Origin of the sequence: Actinopolyspora mortivallis DSM 44261 (assembly GCF_000384035.1) — a bacterium.
GTDB classification, from domain to species: Bacteria; Actinomycetota; Actinomycetes; order Mycobacteriales; family Pseudonocardiaceae; genus Actinopolyspora; species Actinopolyspora mortivallis.
In genome coordinates this window covers 559,600-581,830 of record NZ_KB913024.1, presented here as the reverse complement: position 1 = coordinate 581,830, position 22,231 = coordinate 559,600, and the positions used below count along the sequence as shown (strand labels likewise).

General features: G+C 69.6%; 22 protein-coding genes. 17 read left to right on the top strand and 5 right to left on the bottom strand.

What is annotated here, in order from left to right:
* The first annotated feature begins 30 nt into the window (after positions 1-30).
* Entirely contained in the window at positions 31-1,026 is a 996-nt protein-coding gene (locus ACTMO_RS0102890) for a LacI family DNA-binding transcriptional regulator (protein ID WP_019853155.1), read from the top strand.
* A gap of 20 nt (positions 1,027-1,046) precedes the next feature.
* Here the strand turns inward: ACTMO_RS0102890 and ACTMO_RS0102885 are convergent, their stop codons facing one another.
* On the bottom strand, positions 1,047-3,629 hold the full coding sequence (locus tag ACTMO_RS0102885; protein WP_019853154.1) for a glycoside hydrolase family 172 protein: 2,583 nt from the start codon (positions 3,627-3,629) through the stop codon (positions 1,047-1,049).
* 326 nt (positions 3,630-3,955) lie between these two features.
* On the opposite strand from ACTMO_RS0102885, the gene ACTMO_RS21825 reads away from it, so the two are divergent.
* Positions 3,956-4,897, top strand: a complete 942-nt coding sequence (locus ACTMO_RS21825) for a DUF6542 domain-containing protein (protein ID WP_019853153.1) — start codon at positions 3,956-3,958, stop codon at positions 4,895-4,897.
* 84 nt (positions 4,898-4,981) lie between these two features.
* On the opposite strand, the gene ACTMO_RS0102875 is transcribed toward ACTMO_RS21825, so the two are convergent.
* Positions 4,982-6,007, bottom strand: a complete 1,026-nt coding sequence (locus ACTMO_RS0102875) for a 4-hydroxy-3-methylbut-2-enyl diphosphate reductase (protein WP_026448809.1) — start codon at positions 6,005-6,007, stop codon at positions 4,982-4,984.
* 181 nt (positions 6,008-6,188) lie between these two features.
* Between ACTMO_RS0102875 and ACTMO_RS0102870 the strand changes: the two genes are divergently transcribed.
* The 4 genes from ACTMO_RS0102870 to ACTMO_RS22195 all read left to right on the top strand — a co-directional run bounded on the left by ACTMO_RS0102870 (position 6,189) and on the right by ACTMO_RS22195 (position 8,946).
* The gene (locus ACTMO_RS0102870) at positions 6,189-6,734 is read left to right on the top strand and encodes a lipid droplet-associated protein (protein ID WP_019853151.1); all 546 of its coding nucleotides are present in this window, start codon (positions 6,189-6,191) and stop codon (positions 6,732-6,734) included.
* Positions 6,735-6,853: 119 nt separating this feature from the next.
* A complete protein-coding gene (gene xseA / locus ACTMO_RS0102865; protein WP_019853150.1) occupies positions 6,854-8,089 on the top strand; it encodes an exodeoxyribonuclease VII large subunit in 1,236 nt (411 codons plus the stop codon).
* Between the two features lie 118 nt (positions 8,090-8,207).
* Entirely contained in the window at positions 8,208-8,636 is a 429-nt protein-coding gene (locus ACTMO_RS0102860) for a hypothetical protein (RefSeq protein ID WP_019853149.1), read from the top strand.
* A gap of 13 nt (positions 8,637-8,649) precedes the next feature.
* Positions 8,650-8,946, top strand: a complete 297-nt coding sequence (locus ACTMO_RS22195) for an exodeoxyribonuclease VII small subunit (protein WP_019853148.1) — start codon at positions 8,650-8,652, stop codon at positions 8,944-8,946.
* Positions 8,947-9,034: 88 nt separating this feature from the next.
* Here ACTMO_RS22195 and ACTMO_RS0102850 read toward each other — a convergent pair whose 3' ends face one another.
* On the bottom strand, positions 9,035-9,658 hold the full coding sequence (locus tag ACTMO_RS0102850; protein ID WP_026448808.1) for a DUF4245 domain-containing protein: 624 nt from the start codon (positions 9,656-9,658) through the stop codon (positions 9,035-9,037).
* Positions 9,659-9,878: 220 nt separating this feature from the next.
* Between ACTMO_RS0102850 and glpX the strand changes: the two genes are divergently transcribed.
* On the top strand, positions 9,879-10,940 hold the full coding sequence (gene glpX / locus ACTMO_RS0102845; RefSeq protein ID WP_019853146.1) for a class II fructose-bisphosphatase: 1,062 nt from the start codon (positions 9,879-9,881) through the stop codon (positions 10,938-10,940).
* Between the two features lie 302 nt (positions 10,941-11,242).
* Positions 11,243-12,019, top strand: coding sequence for a S1 family peptidase (locus ACTMO_RS0102840; RefSeq protein WP_019853145.1), 777 nt, complete (start codon positions 11,243-11,245; stop codon positions 12,017-12,019).
* Between the two features lie 98 nt (positions 12,020-12,117).
* Here ACTMO_RS0102840 and ACTMO_RS0102835 read toward each other — a convergent pair whose 3' ends face one another.
* A complete protein-coding gene (locus ACTMO_RS0102835) occupies positions 12,118-13,119 on the bottom strand; it encodes an NAD(P)/FAD-dependent oxidoreductase (RefSeq protein ID WP_019853144.1) in 1,002 nt (333 codons plus the stop codon).
* A 173-nt stretch (positions 13,120-13,292) separates the two neighbouring features.
* On the opposite strand from ACTMO_RS0102835, the gene ACTMO_RS0102830 reads away from it, so the two are divergent.
* From ACTMO_RS0102830 to ACTMO_RS0102810, 5 genes are all read left to right on the top strand, one after another.
* Positions 13,293-14,114 (top strand): S1 family peptidase, encoded by an 822-nt coding sequence (locus tag ACTMO_RS0102830; RefSeq protein WP_019853143.1) that lies wholly within the window; start codon positions 13,293-13,295, stop codon positions 14,112-14,114.
* Between the two features lie 152 nt (positions 14,115-14,266).
* On the top strand, positions 14,267-15,664 hold the full coding sequence (locus tag ACTMO_RS0102825) for a class II fumarate hydratase (protein WP_026448806.1): 1,398 nt from the start codon (positions 14,267-14,269) through the stop codon (positions 15,662-15,664).
* Positions 15,665-15,971: 307 nt separating this feature from the next.
* A complete protein-coding gene (locus tag ACTMO_RS0102820) occupies positions 15,972-17,495 on the top strand; it encodes a GGDEF domain-containing protein (RefSeq protein WP_019853141.1) in 1,524 nt (507 codons plus the stop codon).
* Positions 17,496-17,559: 64 nt separating this feature from the next.
* Entirely contained in the window at positions 17,560-18,048 is a 489-nt protein-coding gene (locus ACTMO_RS0102815) for a DUF4288 domain-containing protein (protein ID WP_019853140.1), read from the top strand.
* Positions 18,049-18,109: 61 nt separating this feature from the next.
* Positions 18,110-19,549, top strand: coding sequence for a GuaB1 family IMP dehydrogenase-related protein (locus ACTMO_RS0102810; RefSeq protein WP_019853139.1), 1,440 nt, complete (start codon positions 18,110-18,112; stop codon positions 19,547-19,549).
* Positions 19,550-19,631: 82 nt separating this feature from the next.
* Here the strand turns inward: ACTMO_RS0102810 and ACTMO_RS0102805 are convergent, their stop codons facing one another.
* Positions 19,632-19,865, bottom strand: a complete 234-nt coding sequence (locus ACTMO_RS0102805; RefSeq protein ID WP_019853138.1) for a hypothetical protein — start codon at positions 19,863-19,865, stop codon at positions 19,632-19,634.
* A 127-nt stretch (positions 19,866-19,992) separates the two neighbouring features.
* Between ACTMO_RS0102805 and ACTMO_RS0102800 the strand changes: the two genes are divergently transcribed.
* The 4 genes from ACTMO_RS0102800 (at position 19,993) to ACTMO_RS0102785 (ending at position 22,219) form a co-directional block, all read left to right on the top strand.
* Positions 19,993-20,859 (top strand): helix-turn-helix domain-containing protein, encoded by an 867-nt coding sequence (locus ACTMO_RS0102800; RefSeq protein WP_019853137.1) that lies wholly within the window; start codon positions 19,993-19,995, stop codon positions 20,857-20,859.
* Positions 20,859-21,059, top strand: coding sequence for a DUF397 domain-containing protein (locus ACTMO_RS0102795; RefSeq protein WP_019853136.1), 201 nt, complete (start codon positions 20,859-20,861; stop codon positions 21,057-21,059). The genes ACTMO_RS0102800 and ACTMO_RS0102795 overlap by 1 nt, the downstream gene beginning before the upstream one ends.
* A gap of 178 nt (positions 21,060-21,237) precedes the next feature.
* Positions 21,238-21,660, top strand: coding sequence for a hypothetical protein (locus tag ACTMO_RS0102790; protein WP_211212897.1), 423 nt, complete (start codon positions 21,238-21,240; stop codon positions 21,658-21,660).
* Between the two features lie 13 nt (positions 21,661-21,673).
* Positions 21,674-22,219 (top strand): DUF3558 domain-containing protein, encoded by a 546-nt coding sequence (locus ACTMO_RS0102785; RefSeq protein ID WP_211212896.1) that lies wholly within the window; start codon positions 21,674-21,676, stop codon positions 22,217-22,219.
* Positions 22,220-22,231: the final 12 nt, after the last annotated feature.

Here is a 22,231-nt window from a genome sequence, read left to right as displayed (position 1 = left end):
TCAACACGGCTCGCGGAAGGAGCGACGACTGTGACGACCATCAACGAGGTGGCCGAGCGGGCCGGGGTGTCCACCGCAACCGTCTCCCGCGTGTTGAACGGCAAGGACACGGTGGACTCCGAACTGGTCGCACGGGTGCTCACCGCCGCCGAGGAACTCGGTTACCGCCCCAACGGACCCGCGCGGAACCTGCGGAGGCAGAAGACGCCCGTACTGGCCCTGATCATCTCCGATGTGGAGAACCCGTTCTTCACCGCCATCTCCCGGGGCGTGGAGGACGTGGCTCACTCCGCCGGCTACTCGGTGGTGCTGTGCAACTCCGACGACGACCCGGACAAGGAGCGCTCCTACGTGTCCGTGGCGTTGCAGGAGAGAGTGGCGGGGATCCTGTTGTCCCCCACCGGACGGACCTCCGGCTCCGAGTTGCTCAGCTGCTCCCGGATCCCCTTCGTGGCACTGGACCGTCCGCTTCCCGACACCACCGGGGACACGGTGCTGGTGGACACCAGGTCGGCCGCCGAGCAGGCCACCCGTCACCTCGTCGAACGTGGGTACCGCCGCCCCGGGTGCATCACTGGCCCACGGGGAGTGCCCACCGCCGAGGAACGCCTCGACGGCTACCTACGCGGGCTGCGGGCCGTGGGACAACACGACTCGGAGCGACTGGTGCGCAGGTGTGAGTTCCGGGCGGCGGGTGCGCGCCGGGCGGCGCAGGAGCTGCTGGACACCGAGCAGCCCCCGGACTCGCTGCTGGTCGCCAACAACGTCATGGCCCTGGGGGTGATGGAGACACTCGCGGAGCGGGGGCTGCGCGCGGGCGGGGACGTGGGGTTGGTGGCGTTCGACGACGCCCCCTGGGCGGGGTTGCTGGACCCACCGCTGTCCGTGGTGGCCCAGCCCGCCTACGACATCGGAACGGTGGGCGCCCAGCTGCTGCTCGACCGCATCGGGGACTCCCGGCGCCGGAACACGACCACCACCCTCTCCGCGCGGCTGATCGCCCGGGCCAGCAGCCACCCCGGCTGATCCGTACCCCGGCGGGACGGTCAGTCGGTGTCGTGGGAGAACACCGTGTACCGCGCGGCCGACCACGGCGGCGCGTCCTCGGCCGGGGTCAACCTCACACGCAGCGAACTCTTCCCCGCCGTGAACTCGGCGGGCACGTCGAAGACGTCCTGCAACCAACGGTGGCTTCGGTTGCCGAGCGGCTGGGACCAGGTCCCCACCGTCCGGCCGTCGACCCGCACCACGGCCCGCTGGCCACTGTGGAACTGGTCGCTGAGGCGACGCAGCCGCACTCCGGTGTTCTCCGGGTCGATCCGGACCCGGAACTCGATCCCGCCGGTGGTCGAGGTGGTGGAGTGGCGGTGCGGACCCGGATCCACATCGCCCTCGAAGGTGGCGGTCAGCTTCCGCACCGACTCGCCCTCGGCCCGGTAGTGGTGCACCAGACGGTTGAGCCGGTCGGCGGGTTCCACCCGGTCGGTGACACTCGTGCTGGGGGCCGAGTCGCCGTACCAGTACGCGGTGGAGCTGTACACTCCCGGCTCGTTGTTGGCCGGGCCGTGCTCGATGCCCGCCAGCAGGTGCTCGCGGAACGGGACGGCGTCGGGCAACAGCAGCCGGTAGGCCCCGGTGCAGTCGTAGCGGCACCCGTCCCCGGAACGTTCGTAGGCCGGGCTGCCCGCCAGGGGCATGGTGAAGGTGGTGCCGCCTCGGAAGTACCAGCCGGACTCGTAGAAGTCCTCGGTGCCCGTGCCGTGCCACGAGGGGGTGGCCGAGCCGTCGACGTGGAACCGCTCGTCGCCCTCCAGATAGTTGCGCTGGTTCGCCCGGGGGGACGGCAGCGAGCGGGGTCGTTCCGCCCGCGCCCGCGTCCCGGGTGGGATCCGCCCGCGCATGGTGTGGGTGACCCCGTGGAAGGTTCCACTGCCCTCCACGTCGAGGAACGTCCAGTCGGATCCGGGTTGGGTGTGCCCGGCGCGGTGCGTGGCGTGGAAGTATCCCTCACGCGCCGTGCCCGCCGCCTCCCGTGCGGAGGTGGTGGCTTCGAGCGTGGCCGTGCGGATGGGGACCGATCCGTTGTTGACCAGTTCGATCTCCGCCTCGGTGCGGAACGGCATCGGCCACCAGGAGACGTACCACCCGCGCCCGGCGTCCACCGAGCTCATCAGCCTGCGTACGTCGTACTCCCCCAAGCCGGTGCCGAAGAACTCCCCGATCGGGGCGTCCACCGTGGTACGGCCGTCGAAGCTGACGCGCAGTCGGGTGTTGGCGAGGATCTCGTCGGAGGCGGTGACCTCCCGTTCGTCCACGGGGAACCGGGCCAGCAGACGGTCCCGGGTGAACACCTCGTTGTCGACACGGTAGTCGTGGGCCCGTTCCTCCCCGGGGTGGGCGGGCCCCAGGTCCAGCACGTCGGTGCGTGTCCACCGTCCGTCCACTCTGCTGTGGACCTCGTAGCGGAACTCGTTGACGTCCACCGCGGCCGAGCGGAACCGGTTGGAGATCCGCAGCCGCTCCCGTCCCGCGGTCAGCGTCTGGTCCACCTCGATACTCTGCCGTCCCCACTCGCCCGGACGGGCGGCACCGCTGCGCCACGTGCCCACCGGGGTACCGTCCACCAGCAGTTCCGCGACCTGCTCTCCCACGCCGGCGTCGTAGCGGCGGGTGATGCGCACCCCCTCGTTGTCGGGGGAGATCCGCGCGGTGAACGAGCTGCCCCCGCCGGAGCCGAAGGCCCTTCCGTCGTCGATGACCCGGGGTGCGGCGGTCACCTGCGGAATCCGCAGCCGCAGCTCGTCGATCGAGGCTGGTCCGCGCAAGGGGGACAACCGAACGCTCTCGCCCGGCCGCAACGCGAAGGTGCGCTGTCTGCGTTCCTGCTCGGCAGCGGCGGGTTTCGGGTCGGCCACCCCGAAACGCCGGAGTCGACGGATCACGTCCCGGGCCGGATCGGAGGGGTCGAAGGTGCGCACCCCGTGCGCGTCGGCGAAGGAACGGTATCCCACGTGGTAGAAGCGCGGGTTGTGCTCCACCGTGACGCGCATGGACTCGCGGTAGGGCATGGGAACCTTGATCACCGCTCCCCCGGCGGTGTCCCGGGCATCCCCCACCAGCGGCCACACGAAGGGCGCCCCGAGCTCTCCGGAGACCACATCGGACAACGGGGCCTCGAGCACGGTTCGTCCGTCGAGGTCGATCCGGATGTCTCCCGTGGCGCTGACGTCGCCCCACGGCTGTCGGGTGAACCAGAGCGAGGTGATCTCCCCGGGGCCGGTGTGCTCGGCGATGACGCATCCCCGCTCGGTGGTGCGCAGGCAGGAGTAGGTGCCCTCGAAGCCGTCGTCGTTGCTCCCGCTGCGGGAGAAACTGGAGAACTGGGCGCTGTGCTGGGCCGGACGCGGTTCGCCCAGCCGGTCCAGTCGGCGGTAGGTCTGCCACCCGACCGGTCCTTTCCCGACCGACGTCGCGGTGTCGGAGTGCGTCGCGGCGCGCGCCGAGCGCGGGGGCGGGCCGACGGCAGCCGCCGTGGCGGCGACCGTGGCGACGACCAGTGCCAACGCCGTCGTGGTCCTGTTCCGGAGGTGGGAACGGGAACGTGCCGTCACCGTCGACCCCGTCACCATCGTGCTCGCCTCCCGGGAAGGATCTCCACGCTGCCGACACGACCCACCGGACCGCGTCCCACGACGAGGATTGTCCTACGCGGACCACGGAGTGCGCACCGACATCGCCGTCGTCCGTTCGGGGACGATCTCCACCCGGACGGAGGCGGCGCGGAAGGAACCGGCCGGTGTCGGTGTCGAGTGTCACACCTCCGGAGGTGGAAACGACTCCCGTCCGGAAACGACGGGCGTGATCGGTCACCGTGCCCCGCCCGTCGTCTCCCACCGGGGGGTTCCGGCTGTGGATGTGTCGTTCCCTCCCCCACGGGGCAGTTACGGTGAAGACCGTGACCGCGACATCCGAGCACAAGATCCACACCCCCGGGCAGGAGCCGGTCCGCTGGTCGGAACGCTCCGCCCTGGGCGCCAGACGCGGCATCTCGTGGTGGGCAGCCGGCGTACTCCCCTTCGTGTTGACGGCTGTCTGCGTCCTGGTCGACCTGCTGAGAGGGGCCGGGGCAGGCATGTTCTTCGTCGCGGGCTACTTCCTCGGCTGCCTGCTGGCGGTCGTGCTGGTCCGGCGAGGGAACCTCTTCGGTCCCATGGTCCAGCCCCCGCTGATCGCCGCGGTCACCCTTCCGCTGCTGGTGCTGCTGACCGGAACCGGTTTCGACTGGGGAGGCGGCAGACGCAACATCCTGCTCGCCGTCGCCACGCCGCTGATCAACAGCTTCCCGGTGATGGCCACCACCACCGTGCTGGTGCTGGTCGTCGGTGTGCTGCGGATACGGGTGCTCGAACCCGACAGTGCTAACACGTCGACGGCCACGGGCACGCGTTCGGCGGGGGCCTCGACAACCTCCGAGCGGCGCGACTCCACGGGCACGCGGAAACGCGGCACGGCCGCTGGTCGGGCGGGCGAACGGCGATCCGGTCGCGACGGTACCTCAGCGCGGAACACGGACGGCGCCGCGAAGCGGGACTCCGGCGAAGGCGGGAAGGCACGCCCCGGCCGGGGAACGACGCGGGGTGCCACGCGCTCCGGAGAGGACACACCGCGCCCCCGCACCGGAACCTCCGGGGCAGCCGGTGGCCGCAAGGAACCCGGCGCGCAGCCCCCCACCTCCGGGCGTGGCTCCCCGGAGGCACCGCGCGGGGCGCGGCCGGGGGAGAAACGTGCGGCTCCCCCGGGAAGGTCCGCCCCCGGCTCCGCGGGGAAACCGACACAGCAGCCGGGACGTTCCGAACCTCCCGGACGTCCGCGCCGACCGCGTCGCGGGGACCGCTGACGGCCACGACAGGGTGGCAACGGACTCTCCCAACCAGGCCGCCTCGTCCGAACGTGGTGGGGCGGCACGGCGGCCGCTACGGGTTCAGCGCACTCCCTGGGGGCGCCCGTGGTTCTCGTCGAGGTCCTTGCGCAGCTCTCTGGGCAGCGCGAAGGAGACCTTCTCGTTGGCGGTGGTGACCTCCTCGACGTCCTCCCAGCCGTACTCCCGCAACCGGTCCAGCACCTGGAACACCAACACGTCGGGCACGGAGGCACCGCTGGTCACTCCCACCGTGCGCACCCCGTCGAGCCAGTTCTCGTCGATGTCGCTGGCGTAGTCGATCAGGTGGGCGGCCCCGGCTCCGGACTGCAGCGCCACCTCCACCAGTCGTTTCGAGTTCGAGGAGTTCCGCGAGCCGACCACCAGCACCAGGTCGCACTCGGCGGCCATGGCCTTGACCGCGACCTGGCGGTTCGAGGTCGCGTAGCAGATGTCGTCGCTGGGCGGGGCCTGCAGGTCGGGGAAACGCTGCTGGAGCTGTTCGACCCGCTCCATCGTCTCGTCCACGCTCAGCGTGGTCTGGGACAGCCAGACCACCTTGGACGGGTCGCGCACCTCGACGTCGTCCACGTCCTCGGGCTTGTCCACCAGCTGAACACGCTCCGGGGCCTCTCCGGAGGTTCCCTCCACCTCCTCGTGGCCCTCGTGACCGATCAGCAGGATGTCGTAGTCCTGCCGGGCGAAGCGGTTGACCTCCTTGTGCACCTTGGTCACCAGGGGGCAGGTGGCGTCGATGGTGCGCAGGTTGCGTCGTTCGGCGGCCTCCCGCACGGCGGGGGACACCCCGTGTGCGGAGAACACCAGCAGTGAGCCCTCGGGGACCTCCTCGGTGTCCTCGACGAAGACCACCCCGCGCTCCCGCAGGTTCCGCACCACGTGCTGGTTGTGCACGATCTCCTTGCGCACGTACACGGGAGGGCCGTACTTGTCCAGCACCCGCTCCACCGTGTCCACGGCGCGGTCGACACCCGCGCAGTATCCGCGGGGTTTGGCCAACAGGACCCGCTTGTGCGCGGTGTCGGCGGCTGCGTTCTCGGTGAACTCGGAAGCCTGCGGCGAGCTGCTCATACCGCCCAGGGTACGTTCCTCGACGGGACCGGTCAGCAGGCAACACCGTCCCCGACGGGTGACGTCCCACGCCTGTTCCCCGTCCCCGGCGGGAACTCCGTCACGGATCGCCCCACCGGGGGAGAACGGGAACGCCGCACCGAGATGACGGCGGACACACACGTGGGGCAAGCTTGACGGTATGCGATCGTTTCCTCTGCCGATCCGGGTGGCCGCGGGACTGGCGGGCACGGCCGTCGAACGAACCCGGCGACTGCCGGAGTGTCTGATCGGGCTGCCCGTGACGATGACCAGCCAGGCGCTGCAACTGTCCATGCGGATGCAGCAGCAGATCACCGAACTGGCCATCAAGGGCGACGACCTGCTGGCGGGGCTGAGTCGGCCGGAACAGCAGCCGGAGTGGGCCAGGTTCGACGAGGACGAGCCGGCCGAGGAACAACCGCCTCCCCCGACACGCCCTCCCCACGGATCCTCGGAACCCCCCGTCCACGCGGGCTCCTCCGAGCGGCCCTCACGAGACGCCCCGGAGGACGACGTCTCGGATCTGCTGCCCGGCTACGAGGAGATGACCCTGCCGCAGCTGCGCGGCAGGTTACGGCGGCTGAGTCTGCCGGAGCTGCATCGCCTGCTGCGCCACGAGCGCGCGCACGCGCGGCGCCCGGACTTCCTGAAGATGCTGTCCAACAGGATCGACAACCTGGGCGCCTCGGCCACCACGGACGAGTGAGTCCGCTTCTCCGGAGCCCTCCGGCGTGAGCCGTCCGGCCGGGGCGGTCGGGCTCCGGGGCTTCGCCGCACGACACACCGGTCCCGGCCCGCCACACGTTCCGCGACCGCCCCGAAGGAGTGAGTCCGCTGAGTTCTCCCCCCACGACCGCCGAGTCCCCCTGGCCGGTGCGCACGGTCGCCCGCAAGATCGCCGACTGGATCAACCGGCTCGGCACCGTGTGGGTGGAGGGACAGCTCACCCAGATCTCCGCCCGTCAGGGCGCCTCCACCGCTTTTCTCACGCTGCGTGACCCCTCGGCCGACGTGTCACTGACGTTGACCTGCCCGGCGAAGCTGCTGCGGGACAACGACCCCCAGCTGACCGACGGGACCCGGGTGGTGGTGCACGGCAAGCCCTCCTTCTACGTCGGCCGGGGGACGCTGAGCCTGCGGGTCGACGAGATCAGAACGGTGGGCATCGGCGAGCTGCTGGCACGCATCGAACGGCTCCGCAAGCTGCTCCGGGCCGAGGGGCTGTTCGAACCGGAGCGGAAACGCCCGCTGCCGTTCCTGCCCGAACGTATCGGGTTGGTCACGGGACGGGACTCCGCCGCCGAGCACGACGTGCTGACCAACGCCCGGCTGCGCTGGCCCGCCGTGCGGTTCGAGGTGCGCAACGTGGTCGTCCAGGGGTCCACGGCCGTGCCGCAGCTGCTGGAGGCGTTGGAGGAGCTGGACCGGGACCCGAACGTCGACGTGATCGTGATCGCCCGAGGTGGGGGAAGCGTGGAGGACCTGCTTCCGTTCTCGGACGAGACGCTGTGCCGGGCGGTCGCCGCCTGCGAGACCCCCGTGGTGAGTGCGATCGGTCACGAACCGGACTCCCCCCTGCTGGACCACGTCGCCGATGTGCGCAGCTCCACACCCACCGCCGCGGGCAAACGGGTGGTCCCCGACGTCGTCGAGCAGAGCCAGTACGTGGACCAGCTCAGGCAGCGGGCCAGACGCGCGTTGCGGGGTTGGGTCGACCGGGAGCAGGGACTGCTGGACTCGCTGCGCACGAGGCCGGCGTTGGCCGATCCGCACACTCCGCTGCGGCGGCGTTCGGAGGAGGTCGGGATGCTGGGCCAGCGGTGCAGAAGGGCCGTGCTCGCGGTGCTGACCGAGCAGCGTCACGAGCTCGCGACGATGAGATCACGCTTGACGGCGCTGGGACCGGCAGCCACGCTGTCTCGCGGTTACGCGATCGTGCAACGCGTCGAGGACTCCGGTTCGTCCGTTCTGCGTTCCACGGAACAGGTCGCCCGGGGCACGCGACTGCGGATCCGCCTCACGGACGGAACCGTGCACGCCGTCGTCACCGACGACGAGTAACCCACCGTTCGCGCCCGGCGGCCCGCCCGTCGTGGCAGCGGGCACGAACGGGTCACGTCGTGGCGCGGCGCGACCGGCGACGGCGCCCGGGCGAATCGAGCTCCCAAGGAGGTGTGCGGTGCTGAATCACGGGCGACAGCCCACCTTTCTCCCGCTCACCGTCGCCGTGACCGTCTCGGCGAGCACCGGATCGGGGCCCTCCGACGACGGAGCCCGCCTGGTACGTCGCAGGGCGGAGGAGGCCGACACGGCGGCGGCGGGGTGCTGGGCCGCCCTGCTCGGTGGGTGTCATCCTCCGGAACGGCGCGCGCTGCCGAGACAGCTCAGCGCCCTCGCCGAGGCGACCGCGCGGTACGTGGGCAACGGTTGGTGGACCGAACGGGGAAACGGATACCGGCGTAGGGTTGCCGAGGCGCAGCTACGGATCAACGACGCGGTGCGGGAGGGTGACGGCGCGGAGTTCGCCGAGGCGTTCGTCGGCTACGACCAGGCCGTCGCCACCGCCGTGGTGTCCGTACGACGCGAGCCGGAAAGTTCTCCCCGATAAAGGCGGCCGGACAGTGAGCAGCGAACAACCCGAGGACAGCACCCCCGGAACGGGAGCGGAGGGGGGCGTCGACCCCGAGGCGGACCACCCCGACGTCGCCGACCTCGGCTACGAGCGGGCCCGGGACGAACTGGCCGAGGTGGTGCGCAGACTGGAGGCGGGCGGTCTCTCGTTGGAGGAGTCGCTGGCGCTCTGGGAACGGGGTGAGGCACTGGCCGCGGTGTGCGAACGCAGGCTGGCGGGGGCGCGTGAGCGAGTGGACCGTGCGCTGGCCTCGGTGGAGCAGCGGGAGGACTCCGAGCGGGAGTGAGTCCGCCGTTTCTCCGCCCTCCCGACACCGCGAACGGGGCCACCGGCGGTCTCCCCGCCCGGCGGGTGCCGCACGCTGACGAGGGGCCTCACTCGGGCTGGACCGGCTCCGCCCGCAGGGCGGCCTCGGCCAGCACACGGAACTCCTGCTCGGTGCCGTTGCCGGTGATCAGCATCCGGACCCCGTCGTGGTCGGTCACCCAGGCGACCTCGGAGCGGATGCTGTCGTAGACCACCCACCGCGTTCCGGCCGCGTGCACCGTGCCGCGTGCGCGGGGTTCCCGCTCGGTCTCGAAGGCCACCAGATCGGCCTCGTCCGCGGCGGACTGCGACAGCCGGAGGTAGTGCGTCCGCTGGGTCAGCCATCCGACGCGCACGGCACTGTGCTGTTCCGTCACTCGGGCGACTTCGGCCGAGTTGGCCCGCCATCCCTCCGGTGGCCGGGGTCGTACCACGGGGAACCCCACGTCGGCGGCAGCCGCGTCGAGTTCGACGGAGACGTTCACGGTGGGAGCCGTTTCCGGGTCGTTCACCGGAGGGCCGACCGGGCTGAGCGAGCACCGACCGGTCAGTCCCGCGATCCCGAGCACGACGAGCACCAGCGGCAGCATCGCGAACAGCATGGCCCGAACACTGCGCGGGGCCGCCCCGGTGGAACCGTTCGCCCCCTCGTCTGCCGCCCCCTGGTTGCGCTGTTCAGCCACGCCTCGCATGCTCTCACCTGTCCCCGCAGAGGAACGACGCACCCGGTTCGGTCCGCACCCCAGTGGGCTGCGCCACTTCGTGGAAACCGAAAGGATTCGGATCTGCGAAGATCCGCACGTCACGGACGTGGTGTGCGGTTGTGTGCCGTACCGGGTCCTCGCCCACCACGACCGGAGCATTCGGACACGAACGAGCCGGCGAGCCAGTATCGCGCTTACGGGAGGCACCATGAACGCATCCGAGACCGACATCCACGAGGGCGCTCGCGGCCCCGAGGCTCCCGACCGCAACCTCGCGATGGACCTGGTGCGCGTGACCGAGGCCGCCGCCATGGCGGCCGGACGCTGGGTGGGGCGCGGGGACAAGAACTCCGGCGACGCCGCCGCCGTGGAGGCCATGCGCAAACTGATCAGCACCGTGGCGATGCGCGGTGTGGTCGTGATCGGGGAGGGCGAGAAGGACGAGGCCCCCATGCTGTACAACGGCGAGGAGGTCGGTAACCACCACGGTCCCGAGTGCGACGTCGCCGTGGATCCGATCGACGGAACCACGCTGTTGAGCAAGGGGATGCCGAACTCGTTGGCGGTGTTGGCCGTGGCCGAACGCCACGCCATGTTCGACCCGTCGGCCGTGTTCTACATGGACAAGCTCGCCGTGGGCCCGGAGTCCGCCGGGATGGTCGACATCACCGCTCCGGTCGCGGAGAACATCCGTCGTGTGGCCAAGGCCAAGCAGGTCGAGGTCTCCGACGTCACCGTCTGTGTGCTGGACCGTTCCCGGCACGAGCAGCTGGTCTCCGAGATCCGGGGGGCCGGGGCCCGGGTGCAGTTCATCTCGGACGGGGACGTGGCCGGTGCGATCGCCGCGGCCAGGCCGGACAGTGGCGTGGACATGCTGATGGGGATCGGCGGTACCCCGGAGGGGATCATCACCGCCTGCGCGCTGAAGTGCATGGACGGCGAGTTGCAGGCCCGGTTGTGGCCGAAGGACGACGCCGAGCGGGAGAAGGTCCGCGAAGCCGGTCACGACCCGGACCGGGTGCTGACGACCTCGGATCTGGTGAACGGGGAGAACGTGTTCTTCTGTGCCACGGGGATCACCGACGGGGCGCTGCTGCGCGGGGTGCACTACCGGGCGAACAGGTGCACCACGCACTCGCTGATGATGCGGTCGAAGTCGGGAACGGTTCGCTCCATCGAGGGAGCGCACAAGCTGGGCAAGCTCAACGAGTACGCGGATCTGGACTTCACGGGCGACGCCCCGACCAGTCGGTACGGTCTGCTGCCCTGAGGGACCTTTCCGGGTGTCGTGGCGGCTCGGGTGCCCGGTCCCGCGCGGACCGGGCTGTTCGGGGTGCGTGAGTCGGGTGTCCCGCCGCGACCGACTGGCGGGTCGCGCCGTTGCCGGCGAGGTGTCGACTCCCGCACCCGGCGTCCGTGGGGTCCCGTGGCCGCCACCCCCGGGAAAAACGTGAAACATACTTTCGTTCGATCCGTGTCCCGCCGTTCGCCGGTACCGGACCCCGCTCACCCACCCCTACCTTCCGCTCCCAACCGGGTCACGAGACCGGAAGGAACGGAAGGGACCACGACATGCGCAAACGCTCCTGTGTGGTGGGTGTGTTCACCGCCTTCTTCGCCGCGCTCGGCATGACCGCGCCGGCGAACGCCGCCGACGAACCGGAACCGATGATCGTCGGCGGCCACGACGCGACCCAGCAGTACTCGTTCATGACCTCCTTACAGTCGGGCGGCAGCCACCTCTGCGGTGCCTCGCTGATCGAGTCGGACTGGGTGGTCACCGCCGCTCACTGTGTCCGGGGCGGCGGCAACTACTCGGTGCGGATCGGCAGCAACGACCGCGCCAGCGGTGGGGAACAGGCCACCGTCACCGAGGTGATCCCCCACCCGAGCAGTGACCTCGCCGTGCTGCGTCTCGGCAGGCAGGTGAACGCCCAGCCGATCGACATCGCCTCCGAGGCCGGGGCGGTGGGCACCAGCACCCGCATCATCGGCTGGGGACAGACCTGCCCCGAACGTGGCGGCTGCGGTGCCCCGCGCACGCTCCAGGAACTGGACACCTCGATCGTGCCCGACCGGGAGTGCTCCGGGATCGACGGCGCCAACGAGATCTGCACGAACAATCCCGGCAACGACTCCGGCGCCTGCTACGGCGACTCGGGAGGACCGCAGATCAAGGGCTCCCGAGGGGACTGGAAGCTGATCGGCGCGACCAGCCGTGCCGGTAACAACAGCCCGTTGTGCGCCACGGCACCCTCCATCTACACCGACGTCACCGCCCACTCCGACTGGATCGAGCAGCAGACCTCCGGGGACGACGGAGGCGGCGGCTGGCCCTGGCCCTGGTGAGGACCCGAGCCCGCACTTCCCACCGGTGTGGTCGCCGTCTCCGGCGGCCACACCGGTCTGTCGCGAAAGTCGCCGGGCACCCCGTCGAAAAGGGACACTCAACCGAGGTTCGTGGAGTGTCCGGGGAACAACCTCGCCCGGGGATCCAGTTCCACCGCGATGTTGTTCACGGCGGTGGCCGCCTCGCCGAAGCCGGTGGAGATGAGTTTGACCTTGCCCGGATAGGAGACGATGTCGCCGGCGGCGTAGACCCGCTCACGCGCCGTACGCATCGTGGTGTCCACCACGATCGAACGCTTGTCCAGTTCGAGTCCCCAGTGCTCGATCGGCCCCAGGTCGGCGGTGAAACCGAGCGCGGCCACCACGGTCTGGGCCGGTAGTGTCCTCCGGCCCCGTGCCGTCTCGACGTCCACCTCCCGCACCCGGTACTGGTCACCACGGATCTCGGCCACCTCGGCCTCGGTGATCATCGGGACACCGAGCCGTTCCACCTCGCGGATGAGCCCCTCCTGGGCCCGGAAACGCGCCCTGCGGTGCACCAGGGTGACGCTGTTGGCCACCGGATGCAGGGCGAGCGCCCAGTCGAAGGCGGAGTCACCGCCGCCGACCACGACCACGTCGTGTCCACTGTGGTCATCCAGTTCGGGGATGAAGTGCACCACCCCCCGGTCGAGCCACCCGTCGGCGGCGGGCAACGGGCGCGGGGTGAACTCCCCGATCCCCGCCGTGATCAGCATCGCCCCCGCGTGCACCGTGGTCGCGTCCCCGAGTTCGACCAGCAGCCCTTCCTCCCGCTCGGTCAACCCGGTGGCGTAGCGCCCCAGCAGGTAGCGCGGCTCGTAGTAGGCGGCCTGCTCCACCAGCCCCGCGATCAGATCCCGTCCACGCACCTCGGGAAAGCCGGCCACGTCGAAGATCCGCTTCTCCGGGTACATCGCCGTCACCTGACCACCCGGTTCGGGCAGCGAGTCCACCAGGGCGGAGGACAACCCGCGGAAGCCGGCGTAGTAGGCGGCGTAGAGGCCGGTGGGGCCCGCCCCGACGATCAGCACGTCGACCTCGACCGGGTCCCGTTCCTGCGTTGCCGTGTCGGCAGTCATCCACACCCCTCCACGAGGCGCGAGGGACATCTCCCCACACCCTATACCGCTTCCCCACGGTGCGTAACCACGTCGAGGTGATCCCCCGTGCGCCGAAACAACACTGCTCCGAAAGGGCTAATACCATGCGGCGTTCGGCGGTACCTCGCGAGTAACAATGATCCTACGTTGCCGTGAAATCGATCACCGGCAGCGAAACGGAGAGCACCGTGCGAAAAACCGCCATGCTGGTGGGTGGGTTCGCCGCCCTGGCGATGGCCCTGGGCGTGACACCGGCCGCCACCGCCGATCCTCCGCCCGACGACCAGAACACGATGATCGTGGGTGGTGACCAGGCCACCGAGTCCTACGAGTGGATGGCCTCGCTGCAACAGAACGGCAACCACCGCTGCGGAGCCTCTCTCGTGGACGAGCGGTGGGCCCTCACCGCCGCCCACTGCGTCGAGGGGGTCGCCGCCGACGAACTCCGGTTACGCGTCGGCAGTTCCGACCACACCAGCGGCGGGACCGTCGTCGGCGTGGACAGCGTCGAACAACACCCGGACTACGCCACGGACTCGCCCCAGGGCGACATCGCACTGCTCGGTCTGGGCCGCGCCGTCGACCGGCAGCCGGTCGAGATAGCCGACCGGCCCGGTGCCACGGGAACCTCCACACGCATCATCGGCTGGGGGCTCACCTGCCGCACCCGGGGCTGCGGTCAACCTCCGGAACAGCTGCAACAGCTGGAGACCAACCTGGTCAGTGATCTCCAGTGCACCCTCGGATTCATCGACGGCTCCACCGAGTTGTGCACGGGCAGCGAGAAGATGCTGTCCAACGCGTGCTTCGGGGACTCGGGCGGTCCGCAACTACGGGGAGAGCCCGGTGACTGGAAACTGATCGGGGTCACCAGCAGGCTCGGCAGCCCCCTACCCGTCTGCGGGACCGCGCCCTCGATCTACACCGACGCCACCTCCTACCGCGAGTGGATCCTGTCACACACGAACAGCTGAGGCCGTTCCACGGGGCACGCACCGGGCGGAACCGTCCACAGCGACCCGTCGCGGCTCGGTGCGTGTCCTCCCGCGAGCCCGCGAGCCCAGCCGGAGACGACGTGGCCGAACCCATACTGACCTGCTCCACCGGCACGGTTCACACTCTGAGCATGAGTGAACAGCAATACCGCGTCGAGCACGACACGATGGGCGAGGTCCGGGTCCCCGCCGAAGCGCTCTACCGCGCGCAGACCCAGCGGGCCGTGGAGAACTTCCCCGTCTCCGGCCACGGGCTGGAGCGGGCCCAGATCCGGGCGCTGGGACTGCTGAAGGCCGCCGCCGCCCGCGTCAACGGCGAGTTCGGCGTCCTGGACCGGGACATGGCCGAGGCCATCGCCACCGCCGCCGACGAGGTGGCCGCCGGTCACCACGACGACCACTTCCCCATCGACGTGTTCCAGACCGGCTCCGGGACCTCGTCGAACATGAACGCCAACGAGGTCATCGCCACCCTCGCCACCCGTTCCCTCGGACGGGAGGTTCACCCGAACGACCACGTGAACGCCTCCCAGTCCTCCAACGACACCTTCCCCACCACCATCCACGTGGCCGCCACCGAGGCGGTGCTCACCGACACCATCCCCGCGCTGGAGCAGTTGGCCGCGACCATCGAGCGTCGGGCCGCCGAGTGGAGCGAGACCGTCAAGTCGGGACGCACCCACCTGATGGACGCGGTGCCGATCACTCTCGGCCAGGAGGCCGGGGCCTGGGCCTCCCAGGTGCGCTACGGGGTGGAACGCCTGCGCTCCGGGCTCGACCGTCTCGGCGAACTGCCCATCGGAGGCACCGCCGTGGGCTCTGGACTCAACGCCCCCGTCGGGTTCGGAGCTGCGGTCTCGGCCGAGCTCGCCCGGGTCACCGAACTGCCGCTGACCGAGGCACGCGACCACTTCGAGGCGCAGGCCAGCCAGGACGGCGTGGTGGAGACCTCCGGGAACCTGCGCACCGTGGCCGTGAGCCTCAACAAGATCGCCAACGACCTGCGCTGGCTCGGTTCCGGTCCGCGCACGGGTCTGGCCGAACTCGCCCTGCCCGACCTGCAACCCGGCTCCTCGATCATGCCGGGCAAGGTCAACCCGGTGATCCCCGAGGCCACCCTGCAGGTCGTCGCCCAGGTGGTCGGCAACGACGCGGCCGTCTCCTTCGCCGGCGCCCAGGGCAACTTCCAGTTGAACGTGAACCTGCCCGTGATCGCCAGGAACGTGCTCGAATCCGCCCGGTTGCTGGCGGCCGTCTCCAGGCTGCTCGCGGAGAAGGTCTTCGCCGGGGTCGAGGTCAACACCGAGCGCACCCGGGAGTACGCCGAGGGCTCTCCCTCCATCGTCACCCCGCTCAACCGCTACATCGGCTACGAGGAGGCCGCCTCCGTGGCCAAGCAGGCGCTGAAGGAACGCAAGACCATCCGGGACGTGGTGCTGGAACGCGGCTACGTCGAAGCGGGCAAACTGACCAGGGAGCAGCTCGACACGGCCCTGGACGTGCTGAGCATGGCACGCGCCGAGCGCTGAGAGCTCCTCGCGGCGGACCCGGACCAGGTCACCACCCGGACGGGTTCCCCGACGGCGGATCGGGAGCACGCCCTCCCACGGGCGGCGACACCGTCGTACGTCCCGCGGGATCCGCGGCCCCGGTCCGCCCGGGCGGGCCGTGGGGAGTGTGGCGTTCCGTCCTTCGAGGTAACCACCAGGGGGACCGGGGGAAGAACACCGGCGCGGACCGCACAGCTGCTGGTGACTGCCTTCACATTCGCATGGCACTATCGTGACGCGACAACAGCAGCCGGTTGCCACCGGTTGAACACTGCGGGGACAGGTGATGCAGGTTCCGGGAACGGACGTCGACTCCGCATCGGATTTCACGGACCGCTTCGAGCGGATCCGTGAGCTGAGCCGCACCGGGGACAACGCGGGGGCCATCGAGGTGGCCGACAGCGTCGTCGCCGAATCCGAGGATCCTCTCGTCACGTGCCGAGCCCTGGTGCTCAAACTCGGCAGGTTGTTCAACCTCGGCCGCACCGAGGAATGCCCGCCTGTGCTGGACCGGGCCTTCGAGAGCGTCGAGGGTGGACACGCCCCCGTGCTGCGGGGACACCTGCACGCCCTGGCCGGAATCATCGCCGCTCCCGACTCGCTGGAACGCTGCGTGCGCCACCTGGTGCAGGCGGGACGCGAGATCGACCTGGAACAGGGCCCCACCGAGGAGACGGTCATCGCCCACCACGACCTGGCCGTGACCTACTCCTACGTGGGCTTCCACGCCCAGGCGGTACCCATCGCCGAACGCTGCTACCAGGACGGGCAGCTCCTCGGGCTGCCCAGCGGTGACCACGCGCTCCCCGAGGTCGCGGTCCGCTGGGCCGTGTCCCTGGACCACCACGGCGACACCGACTCCTGTGTCACCATGCTGCGCCGGGTGCTGGAGACCTGGGCCGAGCGCGCCCACCCGCACGAGTTCTGGCCCGCCGAGCAGTACTACTACGGCTACGCGGCCGTGCGGCTACGGGCCCTGGGGGAGCCCGCCGAGTTCGACCCGATCCTGTTCACCGCCGAGGAACACGGCTGGGAGGTCGCCGACCTGCGGCTGTTGGCGGCGGCGTGCCGGGACATCTCCGAGGGGGACCCGGCGCAGGCGCTGAAACGGATCGAACACCGCTCCCCCCACCCGTACACACTCGGCGCGGCCGAGTCCGCCCGCATCCGGGCGCTGGCCCACGCCGCCCTGAACGACCACCGCGCCGCCCACGCGGCCGACCGGGAGGCCACCAGGATCGCCACCCGGGACCAGGGCCAGCTCAGGGACGGACTGGTGGACGGGACCAGGGCCCAGCTCGACCACGAGGCGCTGCGCCGGACGGTGGAGCAGTACGCTTCCGAGGCGCTCACCGACTCCCTGACCGGACTGCCCAACCGCAGACACTTCGACAGGTACGTCACCCGCCTCTCCGAGAGCGGGATCCACGCCGCCGTGGGGGTCATCGACCTGGACGGGTTCAAGGCCGTCAACACGGTCTACGGGCATCTCTCCGGCGACCTGGTGCTGCAACGGGTCGCGGCCATCCTCGCCCGCACCCTGCGCAAGGGCGACTTCGTCGCGCGCTACGGCGGGGACGAGTTCGTCGCTGTGCTGCCGCACACCGACGTGGAGGAGGCCCGGCACATCGGGAACCGGTTGGCCCGGGCGGTCGCCGACGGGGACTGGGAGGCGCTGGTCACGGGAACACCGGTGTCGATCACCATCGGCTGGGCCGAGCTGAGCGAACCGCTGCGGCTGTCGGCGACGCTGGAGGCCGCCGACCAGGCGATGCTCAGCGGCAAGGGGCGACTGGCCGGTTCGGTGTAGCTTCCCGCCACCGCTCGACGGCCCTACTCCGCCCGGACCAACACGGCGGTGCCAGACTGGGAGCATGAGCAACCGCGGCAGCGAACCGGAAGCCGACCGGACCCGCGACATGCCACCTCCGGTGGAGCTTCCCGAGGAACTGCTCGAGGAGGACAACCGCTCGGTCAGCATCGGGGGTCCGGCGGCGGTGGGCGCCGAGCGCGGCTCGGTGTTCGGCGACGCGGAACCGGAGCCCTACGTGGCGGTGCTGGTCACGGAGTCGACCTCCGACTCCGCGGACTTCCGGCCGCTGTACGAGGAGTCGTTCGTCCTGGTGACGGCCTCCTCCGACGAGGAGGCCGCGGAGAAGGCCAGGGAGTACGGCAAGCAGCAGGAGGTCAGCTACCACAACGAGGACCAGCAGCTGGTCAGCTGGAAACTCAAACACGTCGTGGAGGTCCGGCGCATCGAGGACGCCACCTTCGACGACGGCTCCGAGCTCTACAGCAGGTTCTTCCGGAACTACACGCAGTACAGCTCCTTCGAGCCGACGCTCGGTGGCGAGGAGCTCTAGGGCCCCTCCGCCCCTTTCGCCGGTTTCGGGCGGAACCGGCTGCCGGGTAAGCTGGAGGGTTGTGCGGTTCTTGAACGGGCAACAGCCCACCACTGACCTGACCTACGACGACGTGTTCCTCGCCCCGGCCCGTTCCGGGGTGGAGTCACGTTTCGACGTCGACCTGGCCACCGACGACGGCTCCGGGACGACGCTGCCGCTGGTGGTCGCCAACATGACCGCCGTGGCGGGGCGTCGGATGGCGGAGACGGTCGCCCGTCGCGGCGGGCTCGTGGTGCTGCCGCAGGACGTGGCCCCCGAGGCCGTGGCCGAGATCGTCTCCTGGGTGAAGTCCCGCCACACCACGTGGGACACGCCGCTGGTGCTGCACGAGGGCGACGCGGTGGCCGACGCGCTGAACCTGCTGCCGAAGCGCGCGCACGGCGCGGTCGTGGTCGTCGACGACCGGGACCGACCGTTGGGAACGGTCGACGAGCGGTGCTGCACCGGTGTGGACCGGTTCGCCCGCCTCGGAGAGGTGGCCGACCGTGAACCCGTGGTGCTGCCGCTGGAGACCAAACCGCGCGAGGTGTTCGACAGGCTGCACCAGCAGGGCAGGGAGGTCGCCCTGGCCACGGACCCCGACGGCGGGCTGGCCGGGATCATGACGCGGCGCGGGGCGCTGCGTTCCGAGATCTACACCCCGGCCGTGGACTCCTCCGGAAGGCTGCGGGTGGCCGCCGCCGTGGGAGTCAGCGGCGACGTGGCGGGCAAGGCCTCGGCGCTGCTGGAGTCCGGGGTCGACCTGCTGGTGGCCGACACCGCCCACGGACACCAGGAGAAGATGATCTCCGCGTTGCGGGCGATCCGCTCGATCGAGCCCTCCGTGCCGGTCGTGGCCGGCAACGTGGTCACCGCCGAGGGTGTGCGGGACCTCGCCGAGGCCGGTGCCGACGTGGTCAAGGTCGGGGTCGGCCCCGGGGCAATGTGCACCACCCGGATGATGACCGGAGTCGGACGGCCTCAGTTCTCCGCCGTGGCCGAATGTGCCGAGACCGCGCGTGGCCTCGGAAAACGAATCTGGGCCGACGGCGGGATCCGGCACCCGCGGGACGTGGCGTTGGCGCTGGCGGCCGGGGCCTCCTCGGTGATGGTGGGTTCCTGGTTCGCCGGGACCTACGAGTCTCCGGGCGACCTGCAACGCGACGAGCACGGCAACGCCTACAAGGAGTCCTTCGGGATGGCCTCCAAACGCGCGGTGACCGCGCGGACCCGCTCGGACAGTGGTTTCGACCAGGCACGCAAGGCGCTGTTCGAGGAGGGGATCTCCAGTTCCCGCATGAGGCTGGATCCGGCCGCGCCGGGGGTGGAGGACCTGCTCGACAGCATCAGTTCCGGATTGCGTTCCTCCTGCACCTACGCGGGAGCGCGGAACCTGGCCGAGTTCCACGAACGGGCCGTGGTGGGCATCCAGTCCGCCGCCGGTTTCGCCGAGGGACGGCCGCTTCCCACCGGTTGGTGACCGGACGGTTCGCGGGCTCCTCCCGGTCACGGGCACGGCCGGGAGGAGCCGGGCCCGGCTCGCCGAAACGGGTCACGGGGTCTCACAGCACGGTCAGGTCCGTGCCCTCGGTGTCCAGCTCGGCCACGGCACGGCTTCCCAGCGTGACCAGTTGTTCCAGCGTCGTCCGGTCCAGGCTGAGCACGAAGCTCTCCCGACCGCCGAAGGCCAGGCTCGCCTGCTCGTTGAGCCGGTCCACCTCACATCGGACGGCCACGCCCGGTCCCATCTCCACATAGGACTCCACCGACACCTCGCCCGCACGACGGAGACTCATGATCAGGGTTCCTTTCGCTCTGGATACGATGAACTGTGTGTGACGGTCTGACCGCCACCCGCAAACTAAGACTGACCGTCAGTCTTTGAATAGTCCTCTGATCGGGTGTACTTGGAGAAGAAGGCGCATGGGGCGAGCTCGCCAGACGTTCGAACGACGACAACTGGGGCTCACTCTGCGTCGGCTCCGGGAACAGGCAGGTTATTCACAACGAACGGCCGCCGAAGCGATCGGCAAGGCCCGGTCCCGCCTCGCACAGCTGGAGGACGGAGAGGGCACTCCCCCGTCGGACACCCTGGAGAGTCTGCTCGCTCTCTACGAGGTGGACGAGCAACAGCGGGAGACGACCCTGGCCCTGGCGACATCGGCCCGGAAACGCCAGAAACGCAGAGCCTACGTGGACACGCTGCCCGACGCCTACCAGCGTTTCGCCGATCTGGAGGCCAGCGCCACCGAGATCAGCGCGTTCGAACCGAGCATCGTCCCCGGACTGCTCCAGTCACCTTCCTACCTGCGCTCGGTCATCAGCGCATGGGAGGGAATCCTTCCGGATTTCACCCTTGAGGAAATCGAACAGCGCGTCGACTACCGCCTACACCGCCAAACCAGGACGCTGAACAGCGAAAACTCCGCACGGATTCGTGTCGTTCTCACCGAACACGCACTCCGGGACCTGTCCAACGATCCCGCGCTGCGAAACGAACAAGTGAAGCATGTGCTCTCCTTGACGGAGAAACACGACAATCTCACTGTGCACGTGTTACCGGTGGGAGTCCCCGCGAATCCCGCCTGCGGAGGTGGGTTCACCCTGTTCGGTTTCGGTGACCACGGTGATTCCGTAGCCTTCTCCTCAGTACTCTACGGACCGTCCGTCTATCTCGACGGAGACGAAGACACCCGCGTACTCTCCGTACTATTCGAGAGGATGTGCGAACTCGCTCTTCCTCCGGAAGAGTCACGAACCTTCCTCGAAGACACGCTCAAGGAGGTCTGATGTCCGACACCGGTTGGATCAAAAGCAGTCGCAGCTCCGGAGCCAGCGACAACTGTGTGGAGGTACGGCTCACCGGCACCGAGGTCGGAGTCCGCGACTCCAAGAACCCCACCGGAGCCGTACACACCTTCCCCACCAGCACGTGGCGCTCCTTCCTGACCGCACTCAAAACCGGAGACCTGCCGGAGGCACTCCACTAGCAAGGAACCAGCCCCTCCCCACCCGCCGGTCCCCGACACCGGCGGGTTCTTCGTGCCCAAGATCACCCCTCGCAAGGGACCCGCAACCGAACAAACCACCCCCGAATACGTGCCCTGTTGTGTACACTCCGCATCGGTCTTCACCGCCATGGGGAAACACGGAAGGGTGATGCTGGGGATGCCGTCCGCACGAGACACCCAGTCGGACACCGGAATGCGAGGGCTGGCCCCCCAGGCCGACGAGCTGCGGGGACAACAGCGGGGACTACGCGCTGCTGTCGACTCCGGCCGGATGGTCCTGGACGAGGACGCCGCCGAACGCCTCGCCAAGGTCTGGGAAGACAAAGCCGACGAACTCAGTTCCAAAGTAATTAACGTAGACCAGTACATCGCTCGTGGGGCCTACGGCGACTGCCGTATCGGGCGGGCCATGGACACCAAGATGGCCGACAAGATCGAACACCCCGAGGCCGGGGCGGTCGCGCTGATGGTGAAGATGGAGAAGATCATGCGGCAGACGGCCACCACGATCCGCGACGCCGCCCGCACCACCAGGGCCACCGACGAGGACAACGCCCGCGATCTCGAACGGAACCTGTGATCCGATGCGCCCCATGCGAACCACGCACACCGCGCTGCTGGGCACACTGGCCGCCGTCGGAATGCTGCTGGCCGGATGCGGCGGCGGACCCGACTCCGAAACCCACCCCACCGCCAGCGCCCCACCCTCCGAACCAACCCTGGCCAACTTCGACCCCTGCACCGCACTCACCCCCACAGAGCTGGACCAAGTCGGTATTGAAGACTCCGGAGAGAGAGTCGACAACGAGTACGGTTCATCGGGATGCGACTTTCCCGCAGAGAATTTTCTTTTCACCATTTACAAAAACTCTGGCGAAGACATGAGTACCTGGGACAGTCGCAGGAACAACTTCGCGGAGTACGAGCGGAACCGGGTCGGTGACCGAGCAGGCCGAAGCGCGGTCGTGAACGGCGCTCAAGGACAAGGACTCTGCCGCCAGATCATGGCAGCAGCCCAAGGCAGCGTCTCCGTTGTCGTCAAGTACGACGCCGACCAGATCCAGGGCAACGACCCCTGCACCAAAGCCAAAGAAATCGCCGAAACCATCGAACCCCGCCTGCCCGAACCCCAGAACTGACCCGGATCTACT